Here is a 24,385-nt window from a genome sequence, read left to right as displayed (position 1 = left end):
ATAGATCTTCCCAACCTCCCCGCCGTCGCCCCTCCCCGGGGCGGCGGCAATTTTTTGTCTGCTGAAGACTGGGCGTTGGACTAAAAAAATAGCTGCGCAGCATCGGGCTGCGCAGCTATTTAGTCGTTCGTTGATGGGCGCGGGGGGTCCGCGCTGCCGCTTAGGCGATCGGCTTGGCCTCGGCGAACAGCCGCTCCAGTTCGTGCCGCATCGGCTTGGCGCGGAAGCTGCTGTCATAGGGGCAGCAACGCTGCGGCAGCCCGTCCTTGCGCGGGGCAAAGCCCTGCAGCCAGCTATATTTGTCGACCATGCCCCAGGCGAGCACATCGCGCAGCTGCGGGTAGGACAGCATCAACTCCATATAAGCGCGAAGATAAGCCACGACCCCTGCATCGCGCACGGCGGGATCGCCGGGCAGGGCGTTGTCCTTGACGTCCAGTTCGGTGATCACGAGCCGATAGCCCATCGCCACCGCTTCATCGACGAACTTGCGCCATTCGGTCTCCTGCCGCGGGCCAAGTCCGGTGGCGGGGTCAAGCGTGAGCATCTCGATATGGCTCTGGATGCCCAGTGCATCGACCGGCACGTTGCGCTTGCGGAAGCCCTCGAGCAGCTTGAGCACGCCGGCGCGATGCTTTTCGTTGCCCGGCTCCCAGCTCATATAGTCGTTATAGACCAGCTCTGCGTTCGGCATCTCCGCGCGCGCGGTGTGGAAGGCAAGATCGAGCACCGGCTCGACACCCCCCATCGCCTTGGACAGCGACGTTTCGACGAGACCCGAGGTCTCGGGATCGACCGCTTCGTTGACGACATCCCAGCTGCGGATCGTATCCTTGTAGCGGCGCATCACGGTCTGGACGTGATCGGTCAGGATCTTCTCTGCCGCCACTTTGGGCGACGATCCGAAGTCGTAATCGTTGAGCCAGTTGGGAAACCATTTCGGCCGCGCCCACAGCAATGTGTGGCCGCGCACGTCGAGCTTCTTGCTGCGCGCCCAGGCGACCATCGCGTCGAATCGCTCGAAGCGATATTCGGTGGGGGAGGGGCGCAGCGCCTGCCACTTCATCTCGTTCTCGGCGACGATCACGCCGCATTCGCGCTCGACGATTTCGGCATAGGCGGGATAGTTGAACGACGCCGCATCGGCGCCCGGCGGTGCCCAGGCAACCGCAGTGCCGAACCGCCGCCCCTTGCGTTGCGCCACTGCGTCGATGCCGGGCGGTGAAATGTTCGCACGGGCCGCGCTGGCAGCAACGAGCGGAAGCGCGGCAATGCCAGCGAGCGTCTGGCGACGGGTCGGGTTCATCGGGACTCCTTGGTTTTACCAGTCATGCATCGTGCCATCCGGGTCGGCATGGCTCAGACAATGGTCAGCAGCGCGGATTTGAGCGACGCGGAGCTGTTGCCGACGCGAAGTTCGACCTCCCCCGCTTCGACGATCTCGCGCATGTTCGCGTCCCAGATCGCAAAGGTCTCCGACGGCAGGTCGAAGCGGACGGTGCGCGCCTCGCCGGGCTGGAGCGTCACCCGCTCAAAGCCCTTGAGCTGCAACACCGGCTGGGTCACCGAAGCAGTGCGGCGGCTGATATAAAGCTGCACCACCTCATCGCCCGCGCGCTTGCCGGTGTTGCGCACCGCGACCGTCACGCTGACGCTGCCGTCGCGCCGCATCGTCGCGGCGGACAGCTTCGGCTCCCCAAGTTCGAAACTGGTGTAGCTCAGCCCATGGCCGAACGGGAACAAGGGCGACTTGTCGGCGAACAGGTAGCCGCGGCGTGCCGATGGCTTGTGGTTGTAGAAGAACGGAACCTGCCCCGCATGGCGAATGACCGTGACCGGCAGCTTTGCGCCCGGATTGATCCGGCCGAACAGCGCCTCGGCCATCGCGGTGCCGCCTTCCTGCCCCGGATACCAGCATTCGAGCACCGCGTTCGCCTTGCTCACCACGTTCGGCCAGCTGGGTGGGCGGCCATTGATCGCCGCGATCACCAATGGCTTGCCCAGCGCCGCCATCGCCGCGACCAGTTCATTCTGCTCGCCGACGATATCGACGCTGGTGCGGTCGCCGAGATGATTCTTTGCAAAGCCCTCGCGGCTGGTCTGCTCGGTATCGCCGATCGCCAGCACGATCGCATCCGCGCCCTTCGCGACCTCAACCGCCTGCGCGATCAGGTCGCGGTTCTTCCCCGGGTCTGCCAGCAGCACTTCGTTCGCCGAGCGGTCTTCGCTCTGGGTGATGAACACGCCCTGCGCGGTCAGCAGTTCGACCCTGTCGCCGACCAGCGCGCGCAGCCCCTCGATCAGGCTGACGGTCTGCTTTGGCACGCTCGAATAGCCGCCCAGCCGCGCGATCGCGTGGTTGGGGCCGATCACCGCCAGCTTGCGAACCTTGCCCTCGCTGAAGGGCAGCGTCCCGTCATTGGTGAGCAGGCACAGCGACTTGCGCGCCGCCTCCAGCGCCAGCGCGCGCGCTTCCGCATTGCCGGTGATGCGCTCGGCCAGCGCGGCGTCGCCATAGGGGTTTTCGAACAGTCCGGCGCGGAATTTGAGGCTGAGCATTCGCGCCACCGCGCGGTCGATCGCGGCAACCTCGACCTTGCCCGCGCGGACCTGATCGACCAGCGTGCGATAGGCCATCCCGTCGGGCAGCTCGCTGTCCACGCCCGCCGCCAGCGCCAGACGCGCGGTTTCGGCGAGGTCGGCGGCGACATGGTGGATGCTGTCCAGTTCGTTGACCGCACCATAGTCGCTGGAAATCAGCCCATCGAAGCCCCATTCGCCGCGCAATATGTCGCCCAGCAACCAGGTGTTGGCATGGCTCGGCACGCCATCGATCTCGTTATAGCTCGGCATCACCGATCCGATCGAGGTGCGCTTCACAATCTCGCGGAACGGCGGGAAGAAATATTCGCGCAGCTCGCGCTCGGACAATTGCGCTGGCCCCACATTGACGCCGCTCTCGGGCTGGCCATGCCCGGTCATGTGCTTGAGCGTGGCGAACACCTTGCCATCGGCGAGGCGGTCGAACTTGCCCGGCCCCTGCAGCCCCTCGACCGCAGCCACGCCCAGTTCGGCGACGAGATACGGGCATTCCCCGAACGTCTCCTCGATCCGCCCCCAACGGGGATCGCGCACGATATCGACCACCGGTGAAAGCACATACGGAACGCCGCGCGCCCGCGTCTCTCGCGCAATCACCGATTGCACGCGCTGCATCAGATCGCGATCGAACGCGCCGGCCAGGCCAATCGCCTGCGGGAACATCGTCGCCTCAGTCGCCATATAGCCGTGCAGCGATTCCTCATGAAACAGCACCGGGATGCCGAGCCGCGTGTCATTGAGCGCCCAGCGCTGCATCGCGTTGATGAAGTCGACGGTCTCACGCGGGGTGCGCCAGCGCGCAGCGGTGCCGCCGGCCGCGCCGGTAATCCCCGGTACGCCGCGCTTGTCCGACGGGCGGGTGACATGGCCGACGCCATTAGGATAGGCCGCAGACGCCTTCTTCGCGTTGAAGTCGAGGCCGTCCATGACCTCTTCCTTGCGCGCCCAGATCGCGATCATCTGGCCGACCTTTTCCTCCAGCGTCATGCGACCGAGCAGATCGGCGACACGGGCCGGGATCGGCGCGCGCGCATCCTTGTAGAGCGGCGCGGCGAGCGCGTGCGCGGCGGGTGCCAGCGCAACCGCCCCAGCCGCAACCGATGCGCCGGCGAGCAGGCGAAGCGCGGCGCGGCGCTTCACGGCGTCACCGCCAGCGTTACGGTCTGCAGCGTCGCGGAATCGGCCCCGGTCATGATGTCGAACTCACCCGGTTCGATCACCCGCTTCATGTCGATGTTCCACATATGGAAGGCGTCGGGGCCTAGGGTGAGCTTCACCGTCCGCGTCTCGCCGGGCTTGAGCGTCACGCGGCGAAACGCCTTCAGCTCCTTGATCGGGCGGGTCACCGACGCGACCTTGTCGCGAACATAGACCTGCACCACCTCATCGCCTTCGCGCGCGCCGGCATTGGTGACATCGACCAGCACATCGACGCTACCGCCCGCCTTGACCGTGGTGGCCGAGAGGCGTGGCGCGGATAAAGTGAAGCGGGTGTAGCTGAGGCCGTAGCCGAACGGATACAGCGGCTTGGTCGTGTCGAACAAATAGCCGCGCTGCGCGCTTGGTTTGACGTTATAGACCATCGGCAACTGGCCGACATGGCGTGCGACCGTCACCGGCAGCTTGCCGCCCGGATTGACGCGCCCGAACAGCGTATCGGCGATGGCATGCCCCTGCTGCTCGCCGCCATACCAGGTTTCGAGGATCGCATCGGCCTGCTCGGCGATCTTGGGATAGGATGGCGGGCGGCCGTTGACGAGGACGACGACCAGCTTCTTGCCCAGCGCCTTCATCGCGTCGAACAGTTCCTGCTGCTCGCCGACTAGGTCGAGGCTGGCGCGGTCGCCCAGATGCGCGTCGGCCCAGCCTTCGCGGCTGGTCTGTTCGGTATCGCCGATGAACAACAGGATCGTGTCCGCCCCGCGCGCGGTTTCGACCGCCTGCGCGATGCGCTTGCGATTCTCGGCCGGGTCGGCGAGCTTGACTTCGTCCGCCCACCAATCGTCATCCTCGGTGATCTTGACGCCCTCGGCATGGACGATCTTCGCCTTGTCACCGACCAGCGCGCGGATGCCCTGTAGCGGGGTCACCGTCTCGGGCGGGATGCCATAATAGCCACCGAGCCGCGCGACGTCCGAATTGGGGCCGATCACCGCAATCGTTTGCTGCGTGTCGAGCGACAGCGGCAGCGCCGCGCCTTCATTCTTGAGCAGCACGAAGGATTTGGCCGCTGCCGTGCGTGCCAGCGCGACCGATTCCGGACTGTGGTTGATCTTGGTATCGGCGAGCTTGGCGTAAGGATTTTCGAACAGCCCGGCGCGGAACTTGATGCTCAGCATCCGGGACGTGGCGGTGTCGATCGCGCTCTGACTCACCTCGCCCTTGCGCACCGCGTCGAGCAATGTCGAATAGGCGGTGGCGTTGGGCAGTTCGCTATCGACGCCTGCGGCCAGCGCGCGCTTGGCGGCTTCGGCGTTGGACGCCGCTACCTTGTGGATGCCGACCATCTGCTCGATCGCATAGTAATCGCTGACCACCGCGCCCGGGAATTTCCATTCGCCGCGCAGCACGTCGCCCAGCAGCCATTTATTGGCATGGCTCGGCACGCCGTCGATCTCGTTATAGCTCGCCATCACCGCCTCGACCCCGGTGCGGGTGACGACGGCTTCGAACGGCGGGAAAAACACTTCGCGCAGAGTCCGCTCGGCGATCGGCGCGGGGCCGATATTGGTGCCGCTTTCGGGCTGGCCATGGCCGGTCATATGCTTGAGCGTGGCAAACACCTTGCCCGGGCCGAGCACGCGGGCGCGGTTGGTGCCCTGCAGCCCCTCGACCGCAGCGACGCCCATTTCGGAGACGAGGTGCGGGTCCTCGCCAAACGTTTCCTCGATCCGCCCCCAGCGCGGGTCGCGCGCAACATCGACGACGGGGGAGAGGACCAGATGCACGCCGCGCGCGCGCACTTCGCGGGCGATGGCGCTGTTGATCTCGCGGAGCAAGTCGGGGTCCCAGGTCGAGGCAAGGCCGATCGACTGCGGGTAGCTGGTCGCGTCCTGCGCGGCGAGGCCGTGCAACGCCTCTTCATGAAACAGCACCGGGATGCCGAGGCGGGTGTCCTCGACCGCCCATTTTTGGACAGCGTTCACATAAGCGATGCTGTCGGCAATGCTGCGCGGTGGCGTGACCCGCGGCGACACCGGACCCTTGCGGTCGGATGGTCGGGCGAGCTGGCCCAGACCGTGTGGATGCTTGGCTTTCGCCTTGGCCGGATCGAACCGGTCCTGCGCATCCTGAATCTCGACCTTGGTATCCCAGACCGACGTGATCTGCGCGATCTTTTCCTCCAGCGTCATGCGCGCGAGCAGATCGGCGACGCGGGTCTCGAGCGGCAGCTTGGCATTGCGATAGGGCGCGTCGGCCGGTGGGCGCTGGGCCTGATCCTGCGCGGGGGTAGCCGCCGGCGCTGCGGGTGTATTGGCCATCACAGCGGGCGTTGCCGATACGCTCGCCAGCAACAGGGCGACCCAAGCCTTTCGCATCCTCATTCTCCTGAATCGAACCGCAAAACGGTCTTTATTGTTAGCGCTACCATGATATGAGGTGGTCAAACTTGTCAACCCGCGCCCGGCCGAGAATCGGACCGGCGGGTGACGAAGGGGAGGATGGTGACCGTGCGGCTTTGGGTCCTGCTGCTGCTCGCAATATCGTTTGTGACGGGCGGCGCGGCGCGTGCCGAGGACGGATATCGCCTATGGCTGCGCAATGCGCCGGTCGTTCATGCTGCGCAGCAACACCCCGGGCCGGTCACGCTGTCGGGCAGCAAATCGCCGACCGCATTGCTGGCGCGTGACGAACTGACACGCGGACTTTCCGAACTCTTTCCCGGTGTCGGGCCGGCTGGCGGAGCGGCGATCCTGCTGCGGCGCGTCAGCGATTCGGCGATGCGCGACGGTGCCTTCACCATCATTTCGACAGAGCAGCGCGTGACGATCACTGCGGCAAGCGACACCGGCCTGCTTTACGGCGCCTTCGCGCTGCTGCGCGAACTGGGGCAGGGCAAGGCGATCGGCGCGATCCGCCTCAATGAAGCGCCCGCCTACACGCTGCGCATGCTCAACCATTGGGACAATCCCGATGGCCATGTCGAGCGCGGCTATGCCGGGCGATCGATCTTCGACTGGTGGCATTTGCCTGGCCATGTTGACGCGCGGATGACCGATTATGCGCGCGCCAATGCCTCGATCGGGATCAACGGCGTCGTCATCAACAACGTCAACGCGCGCGCGATGATGCTGGAGCCGCGCTACATCGCGAAGATCAAGGCGCTGGCCGACACGTTCCGGCCCTGGGGCATCCGCGTATACGTATCCGCCCGCTTTTCCGCGCCGCGCGACATCGGTGGCCTCAAGGCCGCCGACCCGCGCGATCCCGCCGTGCGCGCCTGGTGGAAGGCCAAGGCCGACGAGATCTACGCCGCAATCCCCGATTTCGGCGGCTTTTTGGTCAAGGCCAATTCCGAAGGCCAGCCGGGCCCGCAAGACTATGGCCGCACCCACGCCGATGGCGCGAACATGCTGGCCGAGGCGATCGGCGAGCGCGGCACTGTGATCTGGCGCGCCTTCGTCTATGCCGCCGAGAACAGGGAAGACCGCGCGAAACAGGCGTTCACCGAATTCCAGCCGCTCGACGGCAAGTTCGCGAAGAATGTCGTGGTGCAGGTCAAAAATGGCCCGATCGACTTCCAGCCGCGCGAGCCGTTCCACCCGCTGTTCGGCGCGATGCCGAAGACGCAGCTGAGCCTGGAGCTGCAGATCACCAAGGAATATCTGGGCTTCGCCTCTCACCTCGCCTTCCTCGCGCCCTTGTTCGCAGAAACGCTCGACGCCGATACCGGGCGTGGCGGCACGGTCGCGCAGACGGTCAGCGTGATTGCCGGAGTCGCCAATACCGGCAGCGACCGCAACTGGACCGGGTCGCATTTCGATCAGGCCAATTGGTACGCGTTCGGTCGGCTGGCGTGGGACCCGCGCCTGCCGAGTGCGCAGATCGCACGCGAATGGGCGGCGCAGACCTTCAGCCGCGACCCGGCGTTCCTCAACGTGGTGGTGCCGATGATGCTGGGCAGCCGGGAGGCGGTGGTCGATTACATGACCCCGCTCGGCCTCGCGCATGTGATGGGCACCGGTCATCATTATGGCCCGGCGCCCTGGGTGTCCGATCTCGCCCGGCCCGAATGGAATCCGGTCTATTATCACCGCGCCGACCGTGACGGCATCGGCTTTGACCGCACTGCAACGGGCAGCGACGCGCTCGCGCAATATGCGCCCGATGTTGCGCAGCGCCTGTTGGCGAATGAGGAGTTGCTGCTGTGGTTCCGCCGCGTGCCATGGGACTATCGGCTGAAGACCGGACGGACTTTGTGGGAAGAGCTTCCGCGTCGCTACGACCGTGGCGTCGCGACAGTCGAGCGGAAGCGTGCGACCTGGGCGGCGCTCGCACCGCACGTCGATGTGCAGCGCCATCGCGCGGTCGCCGACTTCCTCGACATTCAGCGCGACGAGGCGCAATGGTGGCGCGATGCCAGCCTCGCCTATTGGTCGGCCGCGTCCGGTCGCGCGCTGCCCGCCGGTCACGCTGCGCCCCAGCATCCGCTCGCCTGGTATCAGGCGCAACGCTTTCCTGAGGCACCGGGCGAATGATTGCGCTCCCAATTCAGGTGACGCTGCGCTTGCTGCGACGGGCAAACGGGGCGTATGTGCCATGATCATGGCCTCTTCCGCATCTGCCAAGCCCCGCTCGTCCCGCCGCCGTGGTGGCGCTCCCACCATCGCCGATGTCGCGATAGAGGCGCATTGCTCGCCGATGACGGTCAGTCGCGTGATCAACGGCGAAGGCAATGTGCGCGAAAATACGCGCGAACAGGTGCTGGCCGCGATCGCCAAGCTCAACTTCGCGCCCAACCGCGCCGCCCGCAGCCTCGCGGGCGGGGAGCAGTTGCGCATCGCGTTGATGTTCGACAACCCGTCGGCCTCCTACCTCAGTGAATTCCTGATGGGCGCGCTGGAGGAGGCAAGCCGTGCCGACATCCATCTCGTCGTGCAGAACTGCGAGAATGCCGCAGAGGCGAAGGCGCTCGTCCATCACCTGATCGATGGCGGGATCAAGGGCTTCATCTTGCCGCCACCCCTGTGCGACGACCAGAGCGTGCTTGACCTGATCACCGATGCGGGGGCGGTGGCAATCGCGGTCGGGCCGGGCAAGGCGAGCGGGTCGCACGCGGCCGTGCTGATCGACGATTTCCAGGCCGCCTATGACATGACGCGGCACATCATCGACCTCGGCCATAGCCGCATCGGCTTCATCATCGGCAACCCCGAACAGGTGTCGAGCGGACGCCGCCTCAACGGCTATAAGGCAGCGCTTGAAGATGCCGGCATCCCGATCCGCGAGGAGCTGATTGCGCAGGGCCGCTTCACCTATCGCTCGGGGATGCAGGCGTCGGAGCGGCTGATCTCGGTCGACCCGCGTCCCACCGCGATCTTCGCGTCGAACGACGACATGGCCGCCGCGACCGTGGCAGTCGCGCACCGGCTGCACCTCGACGTGCCCAACGACATCACCGTGTGCGGTTTCGACGATACCGCGATGGCGAGCACGATCTGGCCCGAACTGACCACGATCCGCCAGCCGATCCGCGGCATGACCGCCTGGGCCGTGTCGGCCGCGGTGCGCTTCCTCAAGGCCAAGCGCACCGGTGAACCGCTCGAGGTCGAGCAGAAGACCTTGCCCTACACGCTGGTGCGCCGCGATTCGGATTCCGCGCCGACGCTGGCCCGCCGCGCCGCGCCCAAACGGAGCCCCGATGCCTGAAGATACACCCGTGCGGCTGCGCTCGCGCGACTGGTTCGACAATCCCGAACGCTGGGACATGACCGCGCTCTATCTCGAGCGGTTCATGAACTATGGCGTGACGCCCGAGGAACTTCAGTCGGGCAAGCCGATCATCGGCATCGCGCAATCGGGCAGCGACCTGTCCCCGTGCAACCGCATCCATCTCGACCTCGCCAAGCGGGTGCGCGACGGCATTCGCGACGCGGGCGGCATCCCGATCGAATTTCCGGTCCACCCGATCTTCGAAAATTGCCGCCGGCCTACGGCAGCGCTCGACCGCAATCTCGCCTATCTCGGACTGGTCGAACTGCTCAACGGCTATCCGATCGACGGCGTGGTGCTGACCACCGGCTGCGACAAGACCACGCCGAGCCAGGTGATGGCGGCGACGACGGTCGACATCCCCGCGATCGTCCTGTCGGGCGGGCCGATGCTCGACGGCTGGCACGAAGGCGAGCTGGTCGGATCGGGTACCGTAATCTGGCGCAGCCGCCGCGCGCTTGCGGCGGGCGAGATCGACGAAGCTGAGTTCCTGCGCCGCGCGACCAGCAGCGCGCCCTCGGCCGGGCATTGCAATTCGATGGGCACCGCATCGACGATGAACGCAGTGGCCGAAGCGCTCGGCCTGTCGCTCACCGGCTGCGCGGCGATCCCGGCGCCCTATCGCGAGCGCGGGCAGATCGCCTACCGCACCGGGCAGCGCATCGTGGAGATGGTACGCGAGGATCTGCGCCCGTCGAAGATCCTGACGCGCGAAGCATTCCTCAACGCCATCGCCACCGTCACCGTGTGCGGTGGATCGTCCAACGCCCAGCCGCATATCGTCGCGATGGCGCGCCATGGCGGCCTCGAGCTGGAGCCGGAGGTCTGGTACGATCACGGCTACCACTTGCCGCTGCTGGTCAACATGCAGCCGGCGGGGAAGTATCTCGGCGAGCGCTTCCACCGCGCGGGCGGCGTGCCCGCGGCAATGTGGGAATTGCTGCAGGCGGGGAAGCTGCACGGCGACTGCCTGACCGTCACGGGGCGCACGATTGCAGAGAATCTCGCTGGCACTGAAAGCACAGATCGCGAAGTGATCCGGCCGTTCGCCGATCCGCTTCAGGAAAATGCCGGTTTCCTGGTGCTGAGCGGCAATTTGTTCGACTTCGCGATCATGAAAACCTCGGTCATCTCGCCCGAATTCCGCCGCCGCTATCTGTCGCGGCCGGATGCTGAGAATGTGTTCGAGGCGCGCGCGATCGTGTTCGACGGGTCGGACGATTATCACCACCGCATCAACGATCCTGATCTGAACATCGATGCCGATTGCATATTGGTGATGCGCTCGGCGGGTGTGCTCGGCTGGCCGGGTTCGGCGGAAGTCGTCAACATGCAGCCGCCCGACGCGCTGATCCGCGCCGGCGTGAACTGGCTGCCGACGCTCGGCGACGGTCGCCAGTCGGGAACGTCCGACAGCCCGTCGATCCTCAACGCCTCGCCCGAAAGCGCGGCGGGCGGTGGGTTGGCGTGGCTGCGCACCGGGGACACGATCCGCATCGATCTCAACACCCGCCGCTGCGACATGCTTGTCGATGCAGCTGAGATCGAACGGCGCAAGGGCGACGGGCTGCCGCAGGTTCCGGCGAGCAACACGCCATGGGAACAGCTGGCGCGCGAGAAGACCGGGCAACTGGGCGAGGGCGCGGTGCTGGAGTTCGCGCTGGAGTACCGCCAGACCTCGAAGACGCTGCCGCGGCATAATCATTGAACCACTCTGTTCCTCCCCTGCGGAGCAGGGGAGGGGGACCGCCGCCGCAGGCGGTGGTGGAGGGGCGGCCGCGCAGACGGCCGTGAACAGCTCGGCAAAATTCCGCCCTCTACGGGGCGGCCCCTCCGGTATTGCTACGCGCTGCCACCTCCCCCAGCAAGCTGGGGGAGGAATTGATCAATCCACCACCAGCTCGAACGAGGTCGGCGTCATGTTCGCCGCGTCGTAGAGATTGACCACCGGCGTATCGGCCCAGGCATAGCGCACCCGCGTCACGGCCTGGCCATCGCCGACCACGCGGACCATGCTGCCCTCGACCCGCGCGGCAGCAAAGCGACAGCTCTGCGCGCACAATTCGAACCCGATCGGCGCGCCGCTCCAGCTCGCCAGAGCACCCTCGACGCCGCTGAACGTCACGACCACATCGCCACCATCGCGCCGCGCCGACACCGCCTGCGGCCCCGGCTTGCCCAGCGCAGCGCGCGCGAGGCGCTTGCCCAGCTCATTCTTGTCGCCCGGATGGATGTCGGTGCGCGAGCCGATGTCGATCGCGGAGACAAGCGTCGTCCCCGGCGTCGCCGCGACCGCGCGCCGCTGCTCGTCGCGCAACAACGCCCAGCCGCTTTCGACCGGCGTCGCGCCCGGCGCGCCGTAACCGGCGAGACCGACCACCAGCACCGGCAGCGCCGTATCGCCCGACTGGCGGCGATAGCCGTCGATCAGGCCGCGCAGACGCACGTCATAGCCGGTCTGCCCGGAATCGCTCTCACCCTGATACCAGGCAACGCCGCGCAGCCCGATCCCGCCGAGCGGCGCGACCATCGCATTGCCGATCAGCCCGAGGCCCGCAATATTGTCCCATGGCGGGCGCGGCGGCGCGCCCTTGGCCGCCGAAATCCAGTAGCGCCATTGATCGCCCAACGGGATGCTCGTCCCGTCGGATAGGCTGAGTTTCAGGCGGTCGGCCGGGCCCATGAAGCCGCCGGTGCCATAGCTGTTCCACACCGCGACGAGCACCTCGTTGGCACCCGCCTTCCAGTAGCTGCCCGGCACCGTGTAGTCGCGCGGGTTGGACCAGCCGAAGCTGTTACCGACCGGCTTGCCATTGACGAACGCCTGATCGCCATCGTCGATAATGCCCAGCGACACCGTTGCGCCGCCGCGTGCCTGCTCCGCCGTCAGCGTCACCGTGCGGCGGAACCACACCCAGCCCATAAAGCCGCGCAGCGCTGGCTCATTCAAGCTGTCCCATGGCCCGACACCATTAATCGGAGACCACTGAACCGCATCGGGCGTAAGCCACGGTTCGACCTTGTCCTGCGTCCGCCACCATTCGATCCAGCGTGGCGCGAACGCGGCATTCGCGGCGAGCGGGTCGCGGTCATAAATTTCGAGTAGCGCCGCGTCCTGCGCACCATAGATGCTGCGCGTCGCGACCGGATCGAGCCAGGCGCGGATCGCGGTGCCGCCCCAGGTCGCGTCGATCAGCCCGATCGCAACCCCCGGCTCGGCCTTGCGCAACTCCCGCGCCATATACCAGCAGGCGGCGGAGAATTCGGGCGCGGTATCGCGTGTCGATGCCTGCCAGCCGGCCGGCTCGGCAAATTTGCGCCGCGGCCGCGTCGAGGTCGCCTTGGGCACGGTCAGCAGCCGCAGCATCGGGTCGGCGGCGCTGTTCATCTGATTGTCGAAATCGAGCGCGCGGCGGACTGGAAATTCCATGTTCGACTGGCCCGAACACAGCCAGACATCGCCGACCATCACCCCGTTCGCCGCGATCGCGGCATCCAGCGTCGCGGCGCGCAATGTGTAAGGGCCACCCGCCTTCATCGCCGGGAAGGTCGCGCGCCACTGGCCGTCCTTGCCCGCTTTGGCCTGTGCGATCGTGTCACCGAGCGTGACGGTCAGGCTCGTGCCGGGCGCTGCCTCGCCCTCTACCACGATCGGCTTGTCGCGCTGAAGCACGCCATGGTCCCCGATTGCGGGGCCGAAACTGAGCTGCGCTGTGGCGGGGAGGGGCGTGAGGAGCGTCGCGCCGAGCAGGGCCGCCGCGATCCTCATGCGATATGCACGCGCGCGAGCGGATGGCCGGGAACACGCGCCTCGAACGCGAACAGGTCGCCGGCATGCGGCTGGGCGGCGCGCTCCTCGGCGCTCAGACCCTTGGCCGCAGTGGTGGCATAGAGCGTCGTCAACCCGTCGCCGCCGAACGCCAGCTTGGTGACATTGGCGACGGGCAGGCGGACGAACTCGATCTCGCGTCCGGTGGGATCGAACCGACGCGCGCCATGTCCGGCGAAGAAGCCCACCCAGACATTCCCTTCCGCATCGGTGATCGACCCGTCGGGATAGCCTTCATCCCCGGTGAAGCTCAGGAAAGGCTGGACCGCGCCGAGCGATCCGTCGTCATGCAGCGCAGCCTGCCAGATTCGCCGCCCGATCGTGTCGGTGAAATAGATGCGGTCGCCTGCTGGCGACACCGCCGGGCCGTTGGTGATGCTGACCGGGCCGGGGCCAACCCGGTCGAGCTGCCCGGCATCGAGGCGGTAGAAATGTCCGGTCGCGGCACTCTCGGCATTGTCCATTGACCCGAACCACACGCGGCCCTGCGCATCGGTGCAGGCGTCGTTGAGGCGGTTGCCCGGCAGCGTCGGCTCAACCGCGCGCCAAAAGGTAAAGGTGCGCGCGTCGGGATCGAACCAGTGAAGCCCGTTCTGTAGCCCGCACAGCAACTGGCCATTATCGGCGGGCAGCGCCCAGCCGATCTCGCCAGGCGCATCGGCGCTGGTCAGCGCGGCAGTGGTCGGGTCGAAGCGGTGCAGCTTCTTCCCCTTGATATCGACGAACCACAGGCAGCCGCGCTGCGCATCCCACACCGGGCCTTCGCCCAGCGTCGCGCCGAGCCGCGCGGCCACCCGTGGTTCGTTTATCGCCATCCAGCATCCACCCAATAGTTATGCGCAGTGCACATGCGTGCGTCGTCGGAGGCAAGGAAGGTCGCCATCGCCGCGATGTCGGCGGGTTGGATGCGACCCTTCAGCGCCTGTGCCGCGACGATCTCTGCCTCGCCTTCGGGCGTGTACCATTTCTCCTGGCGTGGCGTCTGGACGTTGCCGGGGACGATGGTGCAGGCGCGGATGCCGTGCGGGCCGAGCTCGCGCGCCAGGCTGCGGGTCAGCCCCTCGATCGCCGCCTTGGCGGTCTGGTACAGCGTCAGGTCGGGCAGGCCGAGGTGCCAGCTGATCGACCCGAAATTGATGATGACGCCGTGACCGGCTTCCTTCATCCCCGGGATCACCGCCTGCGCGGCGAAGAACAAATGGCGCAGATTGACCGCCATCCGCTCGTCCCAATAGGCCGGGGTCACTTCCTCGATCCCATGCCGGTCGTCGCTCGCGGCATTGTTGAGCAGGATGTCGACCGCGCCGCGCTCCGCAATGATCCCGGTCAGGCATGACTGAAGCGCGGCGACATCGGTCAGGTCGCAATGCGCGAACTGCGGGGCATGAATTGCGCCCGGTGTCAGCCGCGCGCTCAACGCTTCGCCTGCCGCAGTCTGGACGTCGACGAACGTCACGCGCGCGCCTTGCGCCACGAACGCTTCGACCAATCCCTCGCCGATCCCCGATGCGCCGCCGGTGATCAGGACATGCTTGTCACGCAGGCTGGGATAGGTGGCGCGCATCGTGGCCGCTCCGCTGGACTTCTGCAGCAACCCTCAATCCCCCGAATAGACCGTTTTGACGGTCGTGTAGAATTCAACCGCAGCGAACCCTTGCTCGCGCGCGCCATAGCTCGACTTGCGAGTGCCGCCGAACGGCACATGATAATCGACGCCTGCGGTGGGCAGATTGACCATCACCATGCCGGCGCGGATGCGCTTGCGGAAATCGCGCGCATATTTGTGGCTGGTGGTGACGATCCCCGACGACAGGCCGAACTCGCCCTGATTGGCGATCTCCAGTGCGTGCTCGTAATCCTTGGCGCGGACGGTCGAGACGACGGGTCCGAACACTTCCTCGCGGTTGATCGTCATGTCCGGATCGGTATCGGCGATCAGCGTCGGGGACATGAAATAGCCCGGCGTGTCGAGCTTGAGCGGATCGGGTCCGCCGCTCGCGACACGCCCGCCTTCCTCGATCGCCTTGCGGACATAGCGGAGGTTCTGCTCGAACTGGCTCTCGCTCGATGCCGGGCCGACCTGCGTGTCGGCTGCAAGGGCCGGACCGACCTTCAATGCCTTGGCGCGCTCGGCGAGTGCGGCGACGAAACGGTCGTGGATCGCGTCCTCGACGATCACACGGCTCGACGCGGTGCAGCGCTGCCCGGTCTGGAAGAAGCCGCCGTCCAGCGCGATCGCCACCGCCTTGTCGAGATCGGCATCGGCCAGAACGACGAGCGGGTTCTTGCCGCCCATCTCCAGCTGCACCCGCGCCTGCCGCATCATTGCTGCCATGCCGACCTTGGCGCCGACGCCCTGCGACCCGGTGAAGCTGATCGCATCGACCTGCGGGTGATCGACGATCGCCTGTCCGACGCCGCCCTGACCCAGTACGAGGTTGAAGACGCCGGCCGGCGCGCCGCATTCCTGGATGATGTCGGCCAGCGCGCTCGCCATCGCGGGAGTCACATTGGCGGGCTTCATGACGACGGTGTTGCCGAAGGCGAGCGCAGGCGCGGCCTTCCAGGCCGGAATCGCGATCGGGAAGTTCCACGGGGTGATCAGCCCGACCACGCCCACCGCCTCGCGATAGGTCGCGACATCGAGACCGGGCCGGGTCGATTCGAGCGTAAGCCCATGGCGGCGCAGCGCCTCACCGCCGAAATAGCGGAAGATGCGCGCGGCACGCATCACTTCGCCCATGCCCTCGGCGCGGGTCTTGCCCTCTTCTCGCGCGAGCAGTTCGCCGAGCTCGGCGGCGCGCGCCATGATCGTCGCGCCAACCTTGTCGAGCAGGTCGGCGCGCACTTCTGGCGAAGCGGCGGCCCAGCCCGGCTGCGCAGCGCGGGCGGCCTGCACCGCCTGATCCACCACCACAGCATCGCCTGCAGCAAAGGTCGCGACAACTTCGTCCGTGTTCGATGGGTTGCGGCTTTCCAGCGGCGTGTCCACCGTCACGCGCTCGCCATTGATCAGGTGGGTCAGCTTCATGATGCAAAGGTCCTGATAGTCAGAGTTCAGATCCGGTCGGCGAGGCCGCGACGCGCCAAGTCACGAACAAGAACGCCGATTCCAATTTCCCATATGGGGGCATTTTTCGACGTCGTCACCGTATTTGCGAGCGTGCCCAGCCGTGACGACGATATCGTCACACGATCGCCGACCTTGTGCGTGAAACCACCGCCCGGCACGTCGCGATCCTGCGTCGGCGCGAACAGCGTGCCGAGGAACAGCACGAAGCCATCGGGATAATGATGTTCGCTCATCGCTTGGCGTGCGATTTCAAGTGGGTCGCGACTGATCTCGCTCATCCGGCTCGCGCCCTCAAGGCGGAAGCCGTCGGTCCCCTCGATCGTCAGCGCGACATCGGCGCTGCGCACATCGTCGATGCTGAAGCCGTCGTCGAACAGGCGGATAAACGGGCCGAGCGCGCAGGACGCGGTATTGTCCTTGGCCTTGCCCAGCAAGAGCGCCGAGCGCCCCTCGAAATCGCGCAGATTGACGTCGTTGCCGAGCATCGCGCCGACGGTTTCGCCACGGCTGGAGATTGCCAGCACGATTTCCGGCTCGGGATTGTTCCAGCTCGAATCCGACCGCACCCCGATTGGCGCGTCATGGCCGACCGCCGACAACACCGGCGACTTGGTGAAGATCTCCGCATCCGGGCCGATCGCGACCTCCAGATATTGCGACCACATGCCGTCCTCGATCAGCGCTGCCTTGAGCGCTGCGGCCTCGGCCGAGCCGGGCACGACCGCGCGGATGCCACCGCCGATCCGCTCCTCCAGCCGCCCGCGAATCACCGCCGCCTGGCTGGCATCGCCGCGCGCGCGCTCCTCGATCACGCGCTCGATCGCCGATACGGCAAAGGTCACGCCGGCGGCCTTGATGCACTGCAGATCGATTGGCGCGAGCAGCGCGGCGCCATCGGGCAGCCGTGGATCGGGCGCATCAAGATCGGCAATGCGCCGCCCGAATTCGGGCGTGGTCAGGCCGCGATCGATCGCACCGGCGACGGTCGCGGCGTGCGGAGTCAGGTCGAACAGCGCGCCTTCGGCGATCAACACCGGCACCGGACCGTCACCCAGATCGATTCGGCCGAGGAACCGTCCCGACCGCCAATCGTCCGGCAATATCCCAGCCAGCGAGACCGTCATCGCTTCTACCCCTCCGACATCATTGCTCTTGATAGCGCTAACATCATGCTCCTATGGAGGTGTCAAGCATCGCACGGAAAAAACGTCGATGTAGGCGCGGGAAAGCCGTGCGAAGATGTGAGGAGAGGAGCGAAATGAAGGGTTTTGCCCCATTGCTGGCCATGTTGCTTGCTGCGCCCGCTGTTGCGCAGCACAGCACGGCGCGATTCGATTTCGTCAGCTACACGGCCGAGTCAGCGCTACCGGCGCTTCCGGCCGGACAGTTCGCGAATCCGGTGCTCCCGGGCTTCCGCCCCGACCCGTCGATCGTGAAGGTGGGGCAGGATTTCTACCTCGTCACCTCGACCTTTGCCTGGTTCCCCGGCATCCCGGTTTATCACAGCCGCGACCTGGTCAACTGGCGTCAGATCGGCAATGCGATCGACCGGCCGGAGATGCTCGATTTCAGCGGGCTGGCGCTCGATCGCGGCGTATTCGCGCCAACGATCGACTATCATGACGGCACCTATTACATCCTCAACACCTGTGTCGGATGCCGCGACAATTTCGTGCTGACCGCAAAGGACCCGGCAGGGCCGTGGAGCGGGCCGCACTGGCTGAGCTTTGGCGGGATCGACCCGTCGATCTATTTCGAGAATGGTCGCGCGTGGATCGTCAACAACGACGCCCCGCCGGGCAAACCCGAATATGACGGCCACCGCGCGCTGTGGATGCAGGAAATCGACTTGGCCACCTTCAAGATGAAGGGGCCGCGCCATCTGCTGGTCGACAAGGGCGTCGATCCGTCGACCAAACCGATCTGGGCCGAGGGGCCGCATATCTACAAGGTCGATGGCTGGTATTATCTCTCGGCAGCCGAAGGCGGCACGGCCGATCAACACGCCCAAACGATCTACCGCTCGCGCGCCCTGACCGGCCCGTACACGCCCGGCCCGGTCAATCCGATCATGACCCAGCGCGACCTGCCCGAAGATCGCCCGAACCCGGTGCAGGCGACCGGCCACGCCGATTTCGTGAAGCTCGACGATGGCAGCTGGTGGGCGGTATTCCTCGCCACCCGCCCGTTCCACGGGCAGGAGACGTTGTTGGGTCGAGAGACCTTCCTGCTGCCGGTGACATGGAAGGATGGCTGGCCGCTCATCCTGCCCGCGCGCACCCCGCTTCCTGCCAGCGTGACGCGACCGAACCTGCCCGCCTCACCCGGCGAAGCGCGCGACTGGCGCGAGGAGTTCGATGCGCCAAAGCTCGCCCAGGACTGGATGATGCTACGCACGCCCAAGGGCGCGCCGTGGTGGCGCATCGCCGATGGCGCGTTGACGCTCGACGCGCGTCCGGTGGCGGCGGGTGCGCTCGCCCAGCCGAGCTATCTCGGCAAGCGCATGCGCCATCCCCAGGCAAGCTGGACCACCCGCGTGTCGTTCGACCCGAAAAGCGCATCGGACCGTGCGGGGCTGCTCGCGGTCGCCAACGAACATCATCTGATGTTCGCGGGGCTGGAGGGCGACAATCTCGTGGTGCGGCGACGCATCTCGAAGGACGAACCCGACAATGGCGTCGTGATTGCTTCAGTCCCGCGCGGCGGCGCGACCAATGTCGAGCTGAAGCTGAGCTTCGACAAGGGCGTTGCCCTGGCGCAATGGCGCCCGGTCGGCGACACCGCCTGGCGCAGCATCGCGCGCGACATCGACGTGTCGCGCCTCGCCACCATCCATGCCGGGCTGTTCATGGGGCTGGTGGTCGGGCCGCACGCAGCATCGGGAACGCCATGACCGATCCGGTGCGCGTCGTCATCGTCGGGGGTGGAACTGCGGGGTGGATGACCGCGTCCGCCCTTGCGCGCTTCCTGCCCGGCGTGGCCGATGTGCGCCTGATCGAATCCGAGGAAATCGGCATCGTCGGGGTGGGGGAGGCGACCCTCCCGCATCTGCGCGCCTTCCTTCAGCGGCTGGGCATCCCCGAGGCGGAGATGATGCGCGCAACTAACGCGACCTACAAACTCGGCATCGATTTCCGCGATTTCGGCCGGATCGGTGATCGCTACATCCATCCCTTCGGGGCCTATGGTGTCGATCTCGCCGGGGTCGGCTTCCACCATTACTGGCTCCGCGCCCATGCCGAGGGGAGCGCGCGCGGAATCGAGGATTATTCGCTCCCGATCGTTGCCGCGCGCGCCAACCGGTTCGCGCTGCCTCCCGCCGACGGCGATTTCCTGTCGACCAGCTATGGCTGGGCCTATCAGTTCGACGCGACCCGGCTCGCACCGATGCTGCGCGGCTATTCGCAAGCGCGCGGCGTCACGCGGACCGAGGGGCGCGTTACCGCCGTCGAGCGCGACGGCGAGAGCGGGGACGTAACCGAACTGGTGTTGGACAGCGGCGAGCGGGTCGCGGGCGACCTGTTCATCGACTGCTCGGGCTTTCGCGCATTGCTGATCGGTGGCGCGATGGACGCGGCGTGGGAGGACTGGTCGCACTGGCTGCCCTGCGACCGCGCGGCGGCGCTGCCCGCGACCGCGCCCCCCGGGCCGATCGAGCCCTATACCCGCGCGACCGCGATGGGGGCCGGCTGGCGCTGGCGCATCCCGCTGCAGCATCGCGTCGGCAACGGTTACGTGTTCTCCAGCAGCTTCCTGTCGGAAGAGGCGGCATGCGAAGCGATTCTCGGCGCGGTCGAGGGAACGCCGCTGGCCGATCCGCGCATCCTGCGTTTCCGTGCCGGGCGGCGGCGCGAAAGCTGGGTCGGCAATGTCGTCAGCATCGGCCTCGCCAGCGGGTTCCTCGAACCGCTCGAATCGACCAGTATCCATCTCGCGCAAATGGCGGTGATGCGGCTGATCGAGCTGTTCCCCGAGCGGGAGATCGACCCCGCCGATCGCGCCGCGTTCAACGCCACGGTGGATTATGAATATGACCGCGTCCGCGACTTTCTGATCCTCCATTACCACGCAACCACACGCGACGATTCGGACTTCTGGAACCATGTCCGCACGATGGAATTGCCCGACACGCTCGCCGGCAAGCTCGAGCTGTGGCGCGAGGCCGGGCGGATCGAAAAATATGGCGAGGGCCTGTTCCTCGAACCCAGCTGGGTCGCGGTCTATCTGGGGCAGGGGATGATTCCTGCGCGGCACGATCCGCGCGCCGACAGTCCCGCACCCGCCGCGCTCAAGCGCGCGCTCGACGATATCGCCGACACGATCCGCAGCCGCGTCGCTGCGATGCCCGATCATGAGGCTGCATTGCGCACGCAGGGCGCATGGGGGGCGGCATGAGCGGCCCCGCGAGCGTCGCGGTGCTCGGCAGCGGTGTGGTCGCGCTGTCCGCCGCCATCGCCTTTCGCCGCGCGCTTCCAGCCGCGCGCATCACCTTGGTCGAGCGGCCCGGCGATCCTCGCGCGCTGCTCGACAGCATCGGTGCCGCGACGCTGGCGATCGATGCGTTTCACCGTGCGATCGGGCTGGATCAGCAGCTGTTCATCCGCCGCACCGGCGCGGTCGCGATTCACCGGGTCTTGCTCGATGGCGAACCGATCGGCGCGCCGGGCGCGATCCCGCATGTCGAGGGCGTCGCACTGCACCAGCTATGGCTGCGCAGCCTGGCCGAGCGGCCCGAGACCACGCCGGGCTGGGCCGCGCTCACAATGCCCGGGGCGGAGCCGTTCGGCGTGCGCTTCGACATGCCCGCTTATGCCGCGCTGCTCGCCGAAATGGCGGCGGCATTGGGCGTTGCGCGCGGCGAGGCGGACGATGCCGACTTGCTGCTCGATTGCACCGCGCCGGGCGCGGACTGGCTGAGCGCCCCGCTACCCGGCCTGATCGCCGAGCCGATCGCCCCGAGCGTTCCCGAAGGCGAAACGCTGGCCACCGGCGACGGCGCGGTGAACTGGCAGGCACCGCCCTGGGGCTGGCGACTGACGCGCGGGGCGGGGTTACCGCCCGGCCGCCATCCTGCGCCACGGTCCGGGCGGACCATTGCGCTGGGTGACGCGGCGCTCGTCGCGGAAAGCTTCGATGGCCACGCGCTCTCTGCGGCCCATGCCGACATCCTGCGCGCGATCGAATTCATGCCGCATGCCGAGCCGAGCGCGCGCGAGGCGGCCGAATATAACCGCCGCACCGCGATCGCGCATCAGCGGCTGATCGACTGGGCGAGCGAACGCTGGGACGCGAGCCCGAGCGAAGATCTCGCCACGCTGCGCGCGGGCTTTGCCGCACGCGGCCGCATCCCCTATCGTGACGGCGATCCCGTCACCCCGGGCGCATGGGTCGGCTGGTGGTTCGCGCGCGGGGTTCGCCCCACCCGGATCGACCCCACCGCACGCGCCATTCCGCAAGACCAACTGATCCGCATCATGGAGAGGAATAGATGAAGCGTTTGATGCTCCTGGCGCTCGGCGCCGCGCTGGTCGCACCGCTGGCGGCGCAGGAAAGCCCGGTGAACCCCGAGATCTGGCCGAGCCCGGTGTGGCCACAGCAGACGGACAACGCTGTCGAGGCAAAGATCAAGGCGCTGATCGCGAAGATGAGCGTAGAGGAAAAGGTTGGCCAGATCGTTCAGGCGGACATCGCCAGCGTCACCCCGGCGGACGTGCGCACCTATCATCTCGGTTCGGTGCTCAACGGCGGCAGCAGCGGTCCCTATGGCGACGATTTCGCGCTGGCGCCGAAGTGGCTGCAACTCGCCGACGAATTCTATGAAGCCTCGGTCGACACGAGCGGCGGGCGCGTCGGCATTCCGATCATCTGGGGCACCGACGCCGTGCACGGCCACAGCAACATCATCGGTGCGACGCTGTTCCCGCACAATATCGGCCTTGGCGCGATGCGCGATCCCGATCTGATCGAAAAGATCGCGCAGGCCACCGCGCTGGAAATCCGCGCGACCGGTCAGGAATGGACCTTCGCCCCGACCGTCACCGTCCCGCGCGATTTTCGCTGGGGCCGCGCCTATGAAGGCTATTCGTCCGACCCCAAGCTGGTCGCGTCCTATGTCGAGCGAATGGTGCGCGGGCTGCAGGGGCCGGGCAGCGGCACCAACCTGCTCGCCGGCCCCTATGTCCTCGCCTCGACCAAGCATTTCCTCGCCGATGGCGGCACGCATGAGGGGCGCGATCAGGGCGATGCGCGGATCAGCGAGACCGAACTGCGCGACGTCCATGGCGCCCCCTATATCCCCGCAATCGAACAGGGTGTGGCGACGGTGATGGTCAGCTTCTCCAGCTGGAACGGCACCAAGATGACCGGGCACAAGGGCCTGCTGACCGATGTGCTCAAGAACCGCATGAATTTCGGCGGCTTCCTCGTCTCCGACTGGAATGCGCACGGCCAGGTCGAAGGCTGCACCAACGCATCCTGCCCAAAAGCGGTCAATGCCGGGCTCGACATGTATATGGCACCCGATAGCTGGAAGCCGCTCTGGCATTCGCTGGTCGCACAGGTGAAGTCCGGTGAAGTGCCGATGGCGCGGCTCGACGATGCGGTCGCGCGCATCCTGCGGGTCAAGATGCGGCTGGGGCTGTTCGAGGCGGGCAAGCCGTCGACGCGTAAATATTCGGGCGACTGGTCGCTGCTGGGCCATGCCGATCACCGCGCGGTCGCGCGCGACGCGGTGCGCAAGTCGCTGGTGCTGCTCAAGAATAACGGTTCGCTGCTGCCGGTAAAGGCGGGCGCGCATGTGCTGGTCGCGGGTGATGCCGCCGACGACATCGGCCGTCAGGCTGGCGGCTGGACGCTGACCTGGCAGGGCACGGGCGTGAAGAACGAGCAGTTCCCCGGCGCGACTTCGATCTGGAAGGGGCTGCAGGACGCCGTCACCGCGACCGGCGGTAGCGCCGAGCTGGTCGCGGACGGCACGTTTGCCAAGAAGCCCGACGTCGCGATCGTCGTGTTCGGCGAAACGCCCTATGCCGAGTTCCAGGGTGACCTCAAAACGCTCCAGCTGCGCCCCGAATTGCGCAAGCCTTATGAGACGATGAAAAAGCTCAAGGCGCAGGGGATTCCGGTCGTCGCAGTGATGGTCACCGGCCGCCCGCTGTTCATGAACCCCGAACTGAATGCCGCCGACGCCTTCGTCGTCGCGTGGCTGCCCGGATCGGAGGGGGCGGGGATCGCCGACCTGCTGATCCAGCGCAAGGATCGTCGCGCGCCCTACGACTTTACCGGCAAGCTCCCCGTCGCCTGGCCCGCCACCGCGCGCGCCGACGGGCCGACATTGTTTCCCTTCGGCTATGGCCTGACGCTCGCCGCTGGTGGGGTGCCGTGGAAGCCGTTGTCGGAGGATAGCGAGGTTCCGGCGGAAGACGCGGGCAACGTCTATTTCGCGGGCGGCGTGCCCGCCGCATCCTGGTCGCTGCTCGTCTACGGCGACCCGGCGGATTCGACGCGCATCACCACGGTGCCGGCGGTCGCGGCGAGCGGGCGGGTGCGCGTGACTGCGGTCGATCATGTCGTGCAGGAAGGCGCACGGCGTTTCGCGATCGGGTCCGGCAATGCCGATGTGGCAATCGCCACCCAGGCCCCGCTCGACCTGACGCGCGAGACCAATGGCGATGTCATGCTGGTCGCGACGATGCGGGTCGATGCGAAGCCCGCAGGCGCGCTCAGCTTCCGCCTGGGCAATGCTGCGGTGCGCGCGACCCCGGTCGAGAGCGCCAAACCCGGCGAATGGGTCAGCTATGGCGTCCCGCTCAAATGCTTCGCCAAGGGCGGCGCGAATCTCGGCCGCGTCGAGGCACCGTTCATGCTGCGCAGCGAAGGGGCATTTACCTTCAGCCTGTCGCGCGTCGCCTTGGGCACCGCGGCGGACAGCGTGATCGCGTGTCCGTGAC

Annotated in this window: 15 protein-coding genes; 7 read left to right on the top strand and 8 right to left on the bottom strand. The window is 66.8% G+C overall.

Annotated features, from left to right (window positions below; genetic code table 11):
- Positions 1 to 160: 160 nt before the first annotated feature.
- Genes ACRYLO_RS12565 through ACRYLO_RS12555 form a run of 3 tightly spaced genes read right to left on the bottom strand, consistent with a single transcriptional unit; the run spans position 161 to position 6,140 of the window.
- A complete protein-coding gene (locus ACRYLO_RS12565; protein WP_482660468.1) occupies positions 161 to 1,306 on the bottom strand; it encodes an endo-1,4-beta-xylanase in 1,146 nt (381 codons plus the stop codon).
- A gap of 53 nt (positions 1,307 to 1,359) precedes the next feature.
- Entirely contained in the window at positions 1,360 to 3,741 is a 2,382-nt protein-coding gene (locus ACRYLO_RS12560) for a glycoside hydrolase family 3 N-terminal domain-containing protein (protein WP_482660467.1), read from the bottom strand.
- Positions 3,738 to 6,140 carry a glycoside hydrolase family 3 N-terminal domain-containing protein gene (locus tag ACRYLO_RS12555; protein ID WP_482660466.1) on the bottom strand — a complete coding sequence of 801 codons (2,403 nt, stop codon included), beginning with the start codon at positions 6,138 to 6,140 and terminating at the stop codon, positions 3,738 to 3,740. The genes ACRYLO_RS12560 and ACRYLO_RS12555 overlap by 4 nt, the downstream gene beginning before the upstream one ends.
- 123 nt (positions 6,141 to 6,263) lie before the next feature.
- On the opposite strand from ACRYLO_RS12555, the gene ACRYLO_RS12550 reads away from it, so the two are divergent.
- The 3 genes from ACRYLO_RS12550 to ACRYLO_RS12540 all read left to right on the top strand — a co-directional run bounded on the left by ACRYLO_RS12550 (position 6,264) and on the right by ACRYLO_RS12540 (position 11,242).
- Positions 6,264 to 8,300, top strand: a complete 2,037-nt coding sequence (locus ACRYLO_RS12550) for an alpha-glucuronidase (RefSeq protein ID WP_482661743.1) — start codon at positions 6,264 to 6,266, stop codon at positions 8,298 to 8,300.
- Positions 8,301 to 8,361: 61 nt separating this feature from the next.
- Positions 8,362 to 9,471, top strand: a complete 1,110-nt coding sequence (locus tag ACRYLO_RS12545) for a LacI family DNA-binding transcriptional regulator (protein ID WP_482660465.1) — start codon at positions 8,362 to 8,364, stop codon at positions 9,469 to 9,471.
- Complete coding sequence (locus ACRYLO_RS12540; RefSeq protein ID WP_482660464.1) at positions 9,464 to 11,242, top strand: IlvD/Edd family dehydratase; 1,779 nt, start codon at positions 9,464 to 9,466, stop codon at positions 11,240 to 11,242. Before ACRYLO_RS12545 ends, ACRYLO_RS12540 begins: the two co-directional genes overlap by 8 nt.
- 177 nt (positions 11,243 to 11,419) lie before the next feature.
- Here ACRYLO_RS12540 and ACRYLO_RS12535 read toward each other — a convergent pair whose 3' ends face one another.
- Genes ACRYLO_RS12535 through ACRYLO_RS12515 form a run of 5 tightly spaced genes read right to left on the bottom strand, consistent with a single transcriptional unit; the run spans position 11,420 to position 17,560 of the window.
- Complete coding sequence (locus ACRYLO_RS12535) at positions 11,420 to 13,303, bottom strand: sialate O-acetylesterase (protein ID WP_482660463.1); 1,884 nt, start codon at positions 13,301 to 13,303, stop codon at positions 11,420 to 11,422.
- Entirely contained in the window at positions 13,300 to 14,178 is an 879-nt protein-coding gene (locus ACRYLO_RS12530; RefSeq protein WP_482660462.1) for an SMP-30/gluconolactonase/LRE family protein, read from the bottom strand. Before ACRYLO_RS12530 ends, ACRYLO_RS12535 begins: the two co-directional genes overlap by 4 nt.
- Entirely contained in the window at positions 14,169 to 14,927 is a 759-nt protein-coding gene (gene xylB / locus ACRYLO_RS12525) for a D-xylose 1-dehydrogenase (RefSeq protein ID WP_482660461.1), read from the bottom strand. The genes ACRYLO_RS12530 and xylB overlap by 10 nt, the downstream gene beginning before the upstream one ends.
- A 33-nt stretch (positions 14,928 to 14,960) precedes the next feature.
- Positions 14,961 to 16,394, bottom strand: coding sequence for an aldehyde dehydrogenase family protein (locus ACRYLO_RS12520; RefSeq protein WP_482660460.1), 1,434 nt, complete (start codon positions 16,392 to 16,394; stop codon positions 14,961 to 14,963).
- A 26-nt stretch (positions 16,395 to 16,420) separates the two neighbouring features.
- A complete protein-coding gene (locus tag ACRYLO_RS12515; RefSeq protein ID WP_482660459.1) occupies positions 16,421 to 17,560 on the bottom strand; it encodes a fumarylacetoacetate hydrolase family protein in 1,140 nt (379 codons plus the stop codon).
- A gap of 134 nt (positions 17,561 to 17,694) precedes the next feature.
- Between ACRYLO_RS12515 and ACRYLO_RS12510 the strand changes: the two genes are divergently transcribed.
- The 4 genes from ACRYLO_RS12510 to ACRYLO_RS12495 are packed head-to-tail and all read left to right on the top strand — an operon-like array spanning position 17,695 to position 24,384.
- Positions 17,695 to 19,329, top strand: coding sequence for a glycoside hydrolase family 43 protein (locus tag ACRYLO_RS12510; protein ID WP_482660458.1), 1,635 nt, complete (start codon positions 17,695 to 17,697; stop codon positions 19,327 to 19,329).
- The gene (locus ACRYLO_RS12505) at positions 19,326 to 20,831 is read left to right on the top strand and encodes a tryptophan halogenase family protein (protein WP_482660457.1); all 1,506 of its coding nucleotides are present in this window, start codon (positions 19,326 to 19,328) and stop codon (positions 20,829 to 20,831) included. The genes ACRYLO_RS12510 and ACRYLO_RS12505 overlap by 4 nt, the downstream gene beginning before the upstream one ends.
- Complete coding sequence (locus tag ACRYLO_RS12500) at positions 20,828 to 21,928, top strand: tryptophan 7-halogenase (RefSeq protein ID WP_482660456.1); 1,101 nt, start codon at positions 20,828 to 20,830, stop codon at positions 21,926 to 21,928. The genes ACRYLO_RS12505 and ACRYLO_RS12500 overlap by 4 nt, the downstream gene beginning before the upstream one ends.
- On the top strand, positions 21,925 to 24,384 hold the full coding sequence (locus tag ACRYLO_RS12495) for a glycoside hydrolase family 3 protein (RefSeq protein ID WP_482660455.1): 2,460 nt from the start codon (positions 21,925 to 21,927) through the stop codon (positions 24,382 to 24,384). The genes ACRYLO_RS12500 and ACRYLO_RS12495 overlap by 4 nt, the downstream gene beginning before the upstream one ends.
- Position 24,385 lies beyond the last annotated feature (1 nt).

The organism is Sphingomonas sp. SDUR79 (assembly GCF_056821745.1).
Note: the sequence above shows the minus strand (reverse complement) of the source record. Positions and strands in the feature narration are given on the sequence as shown.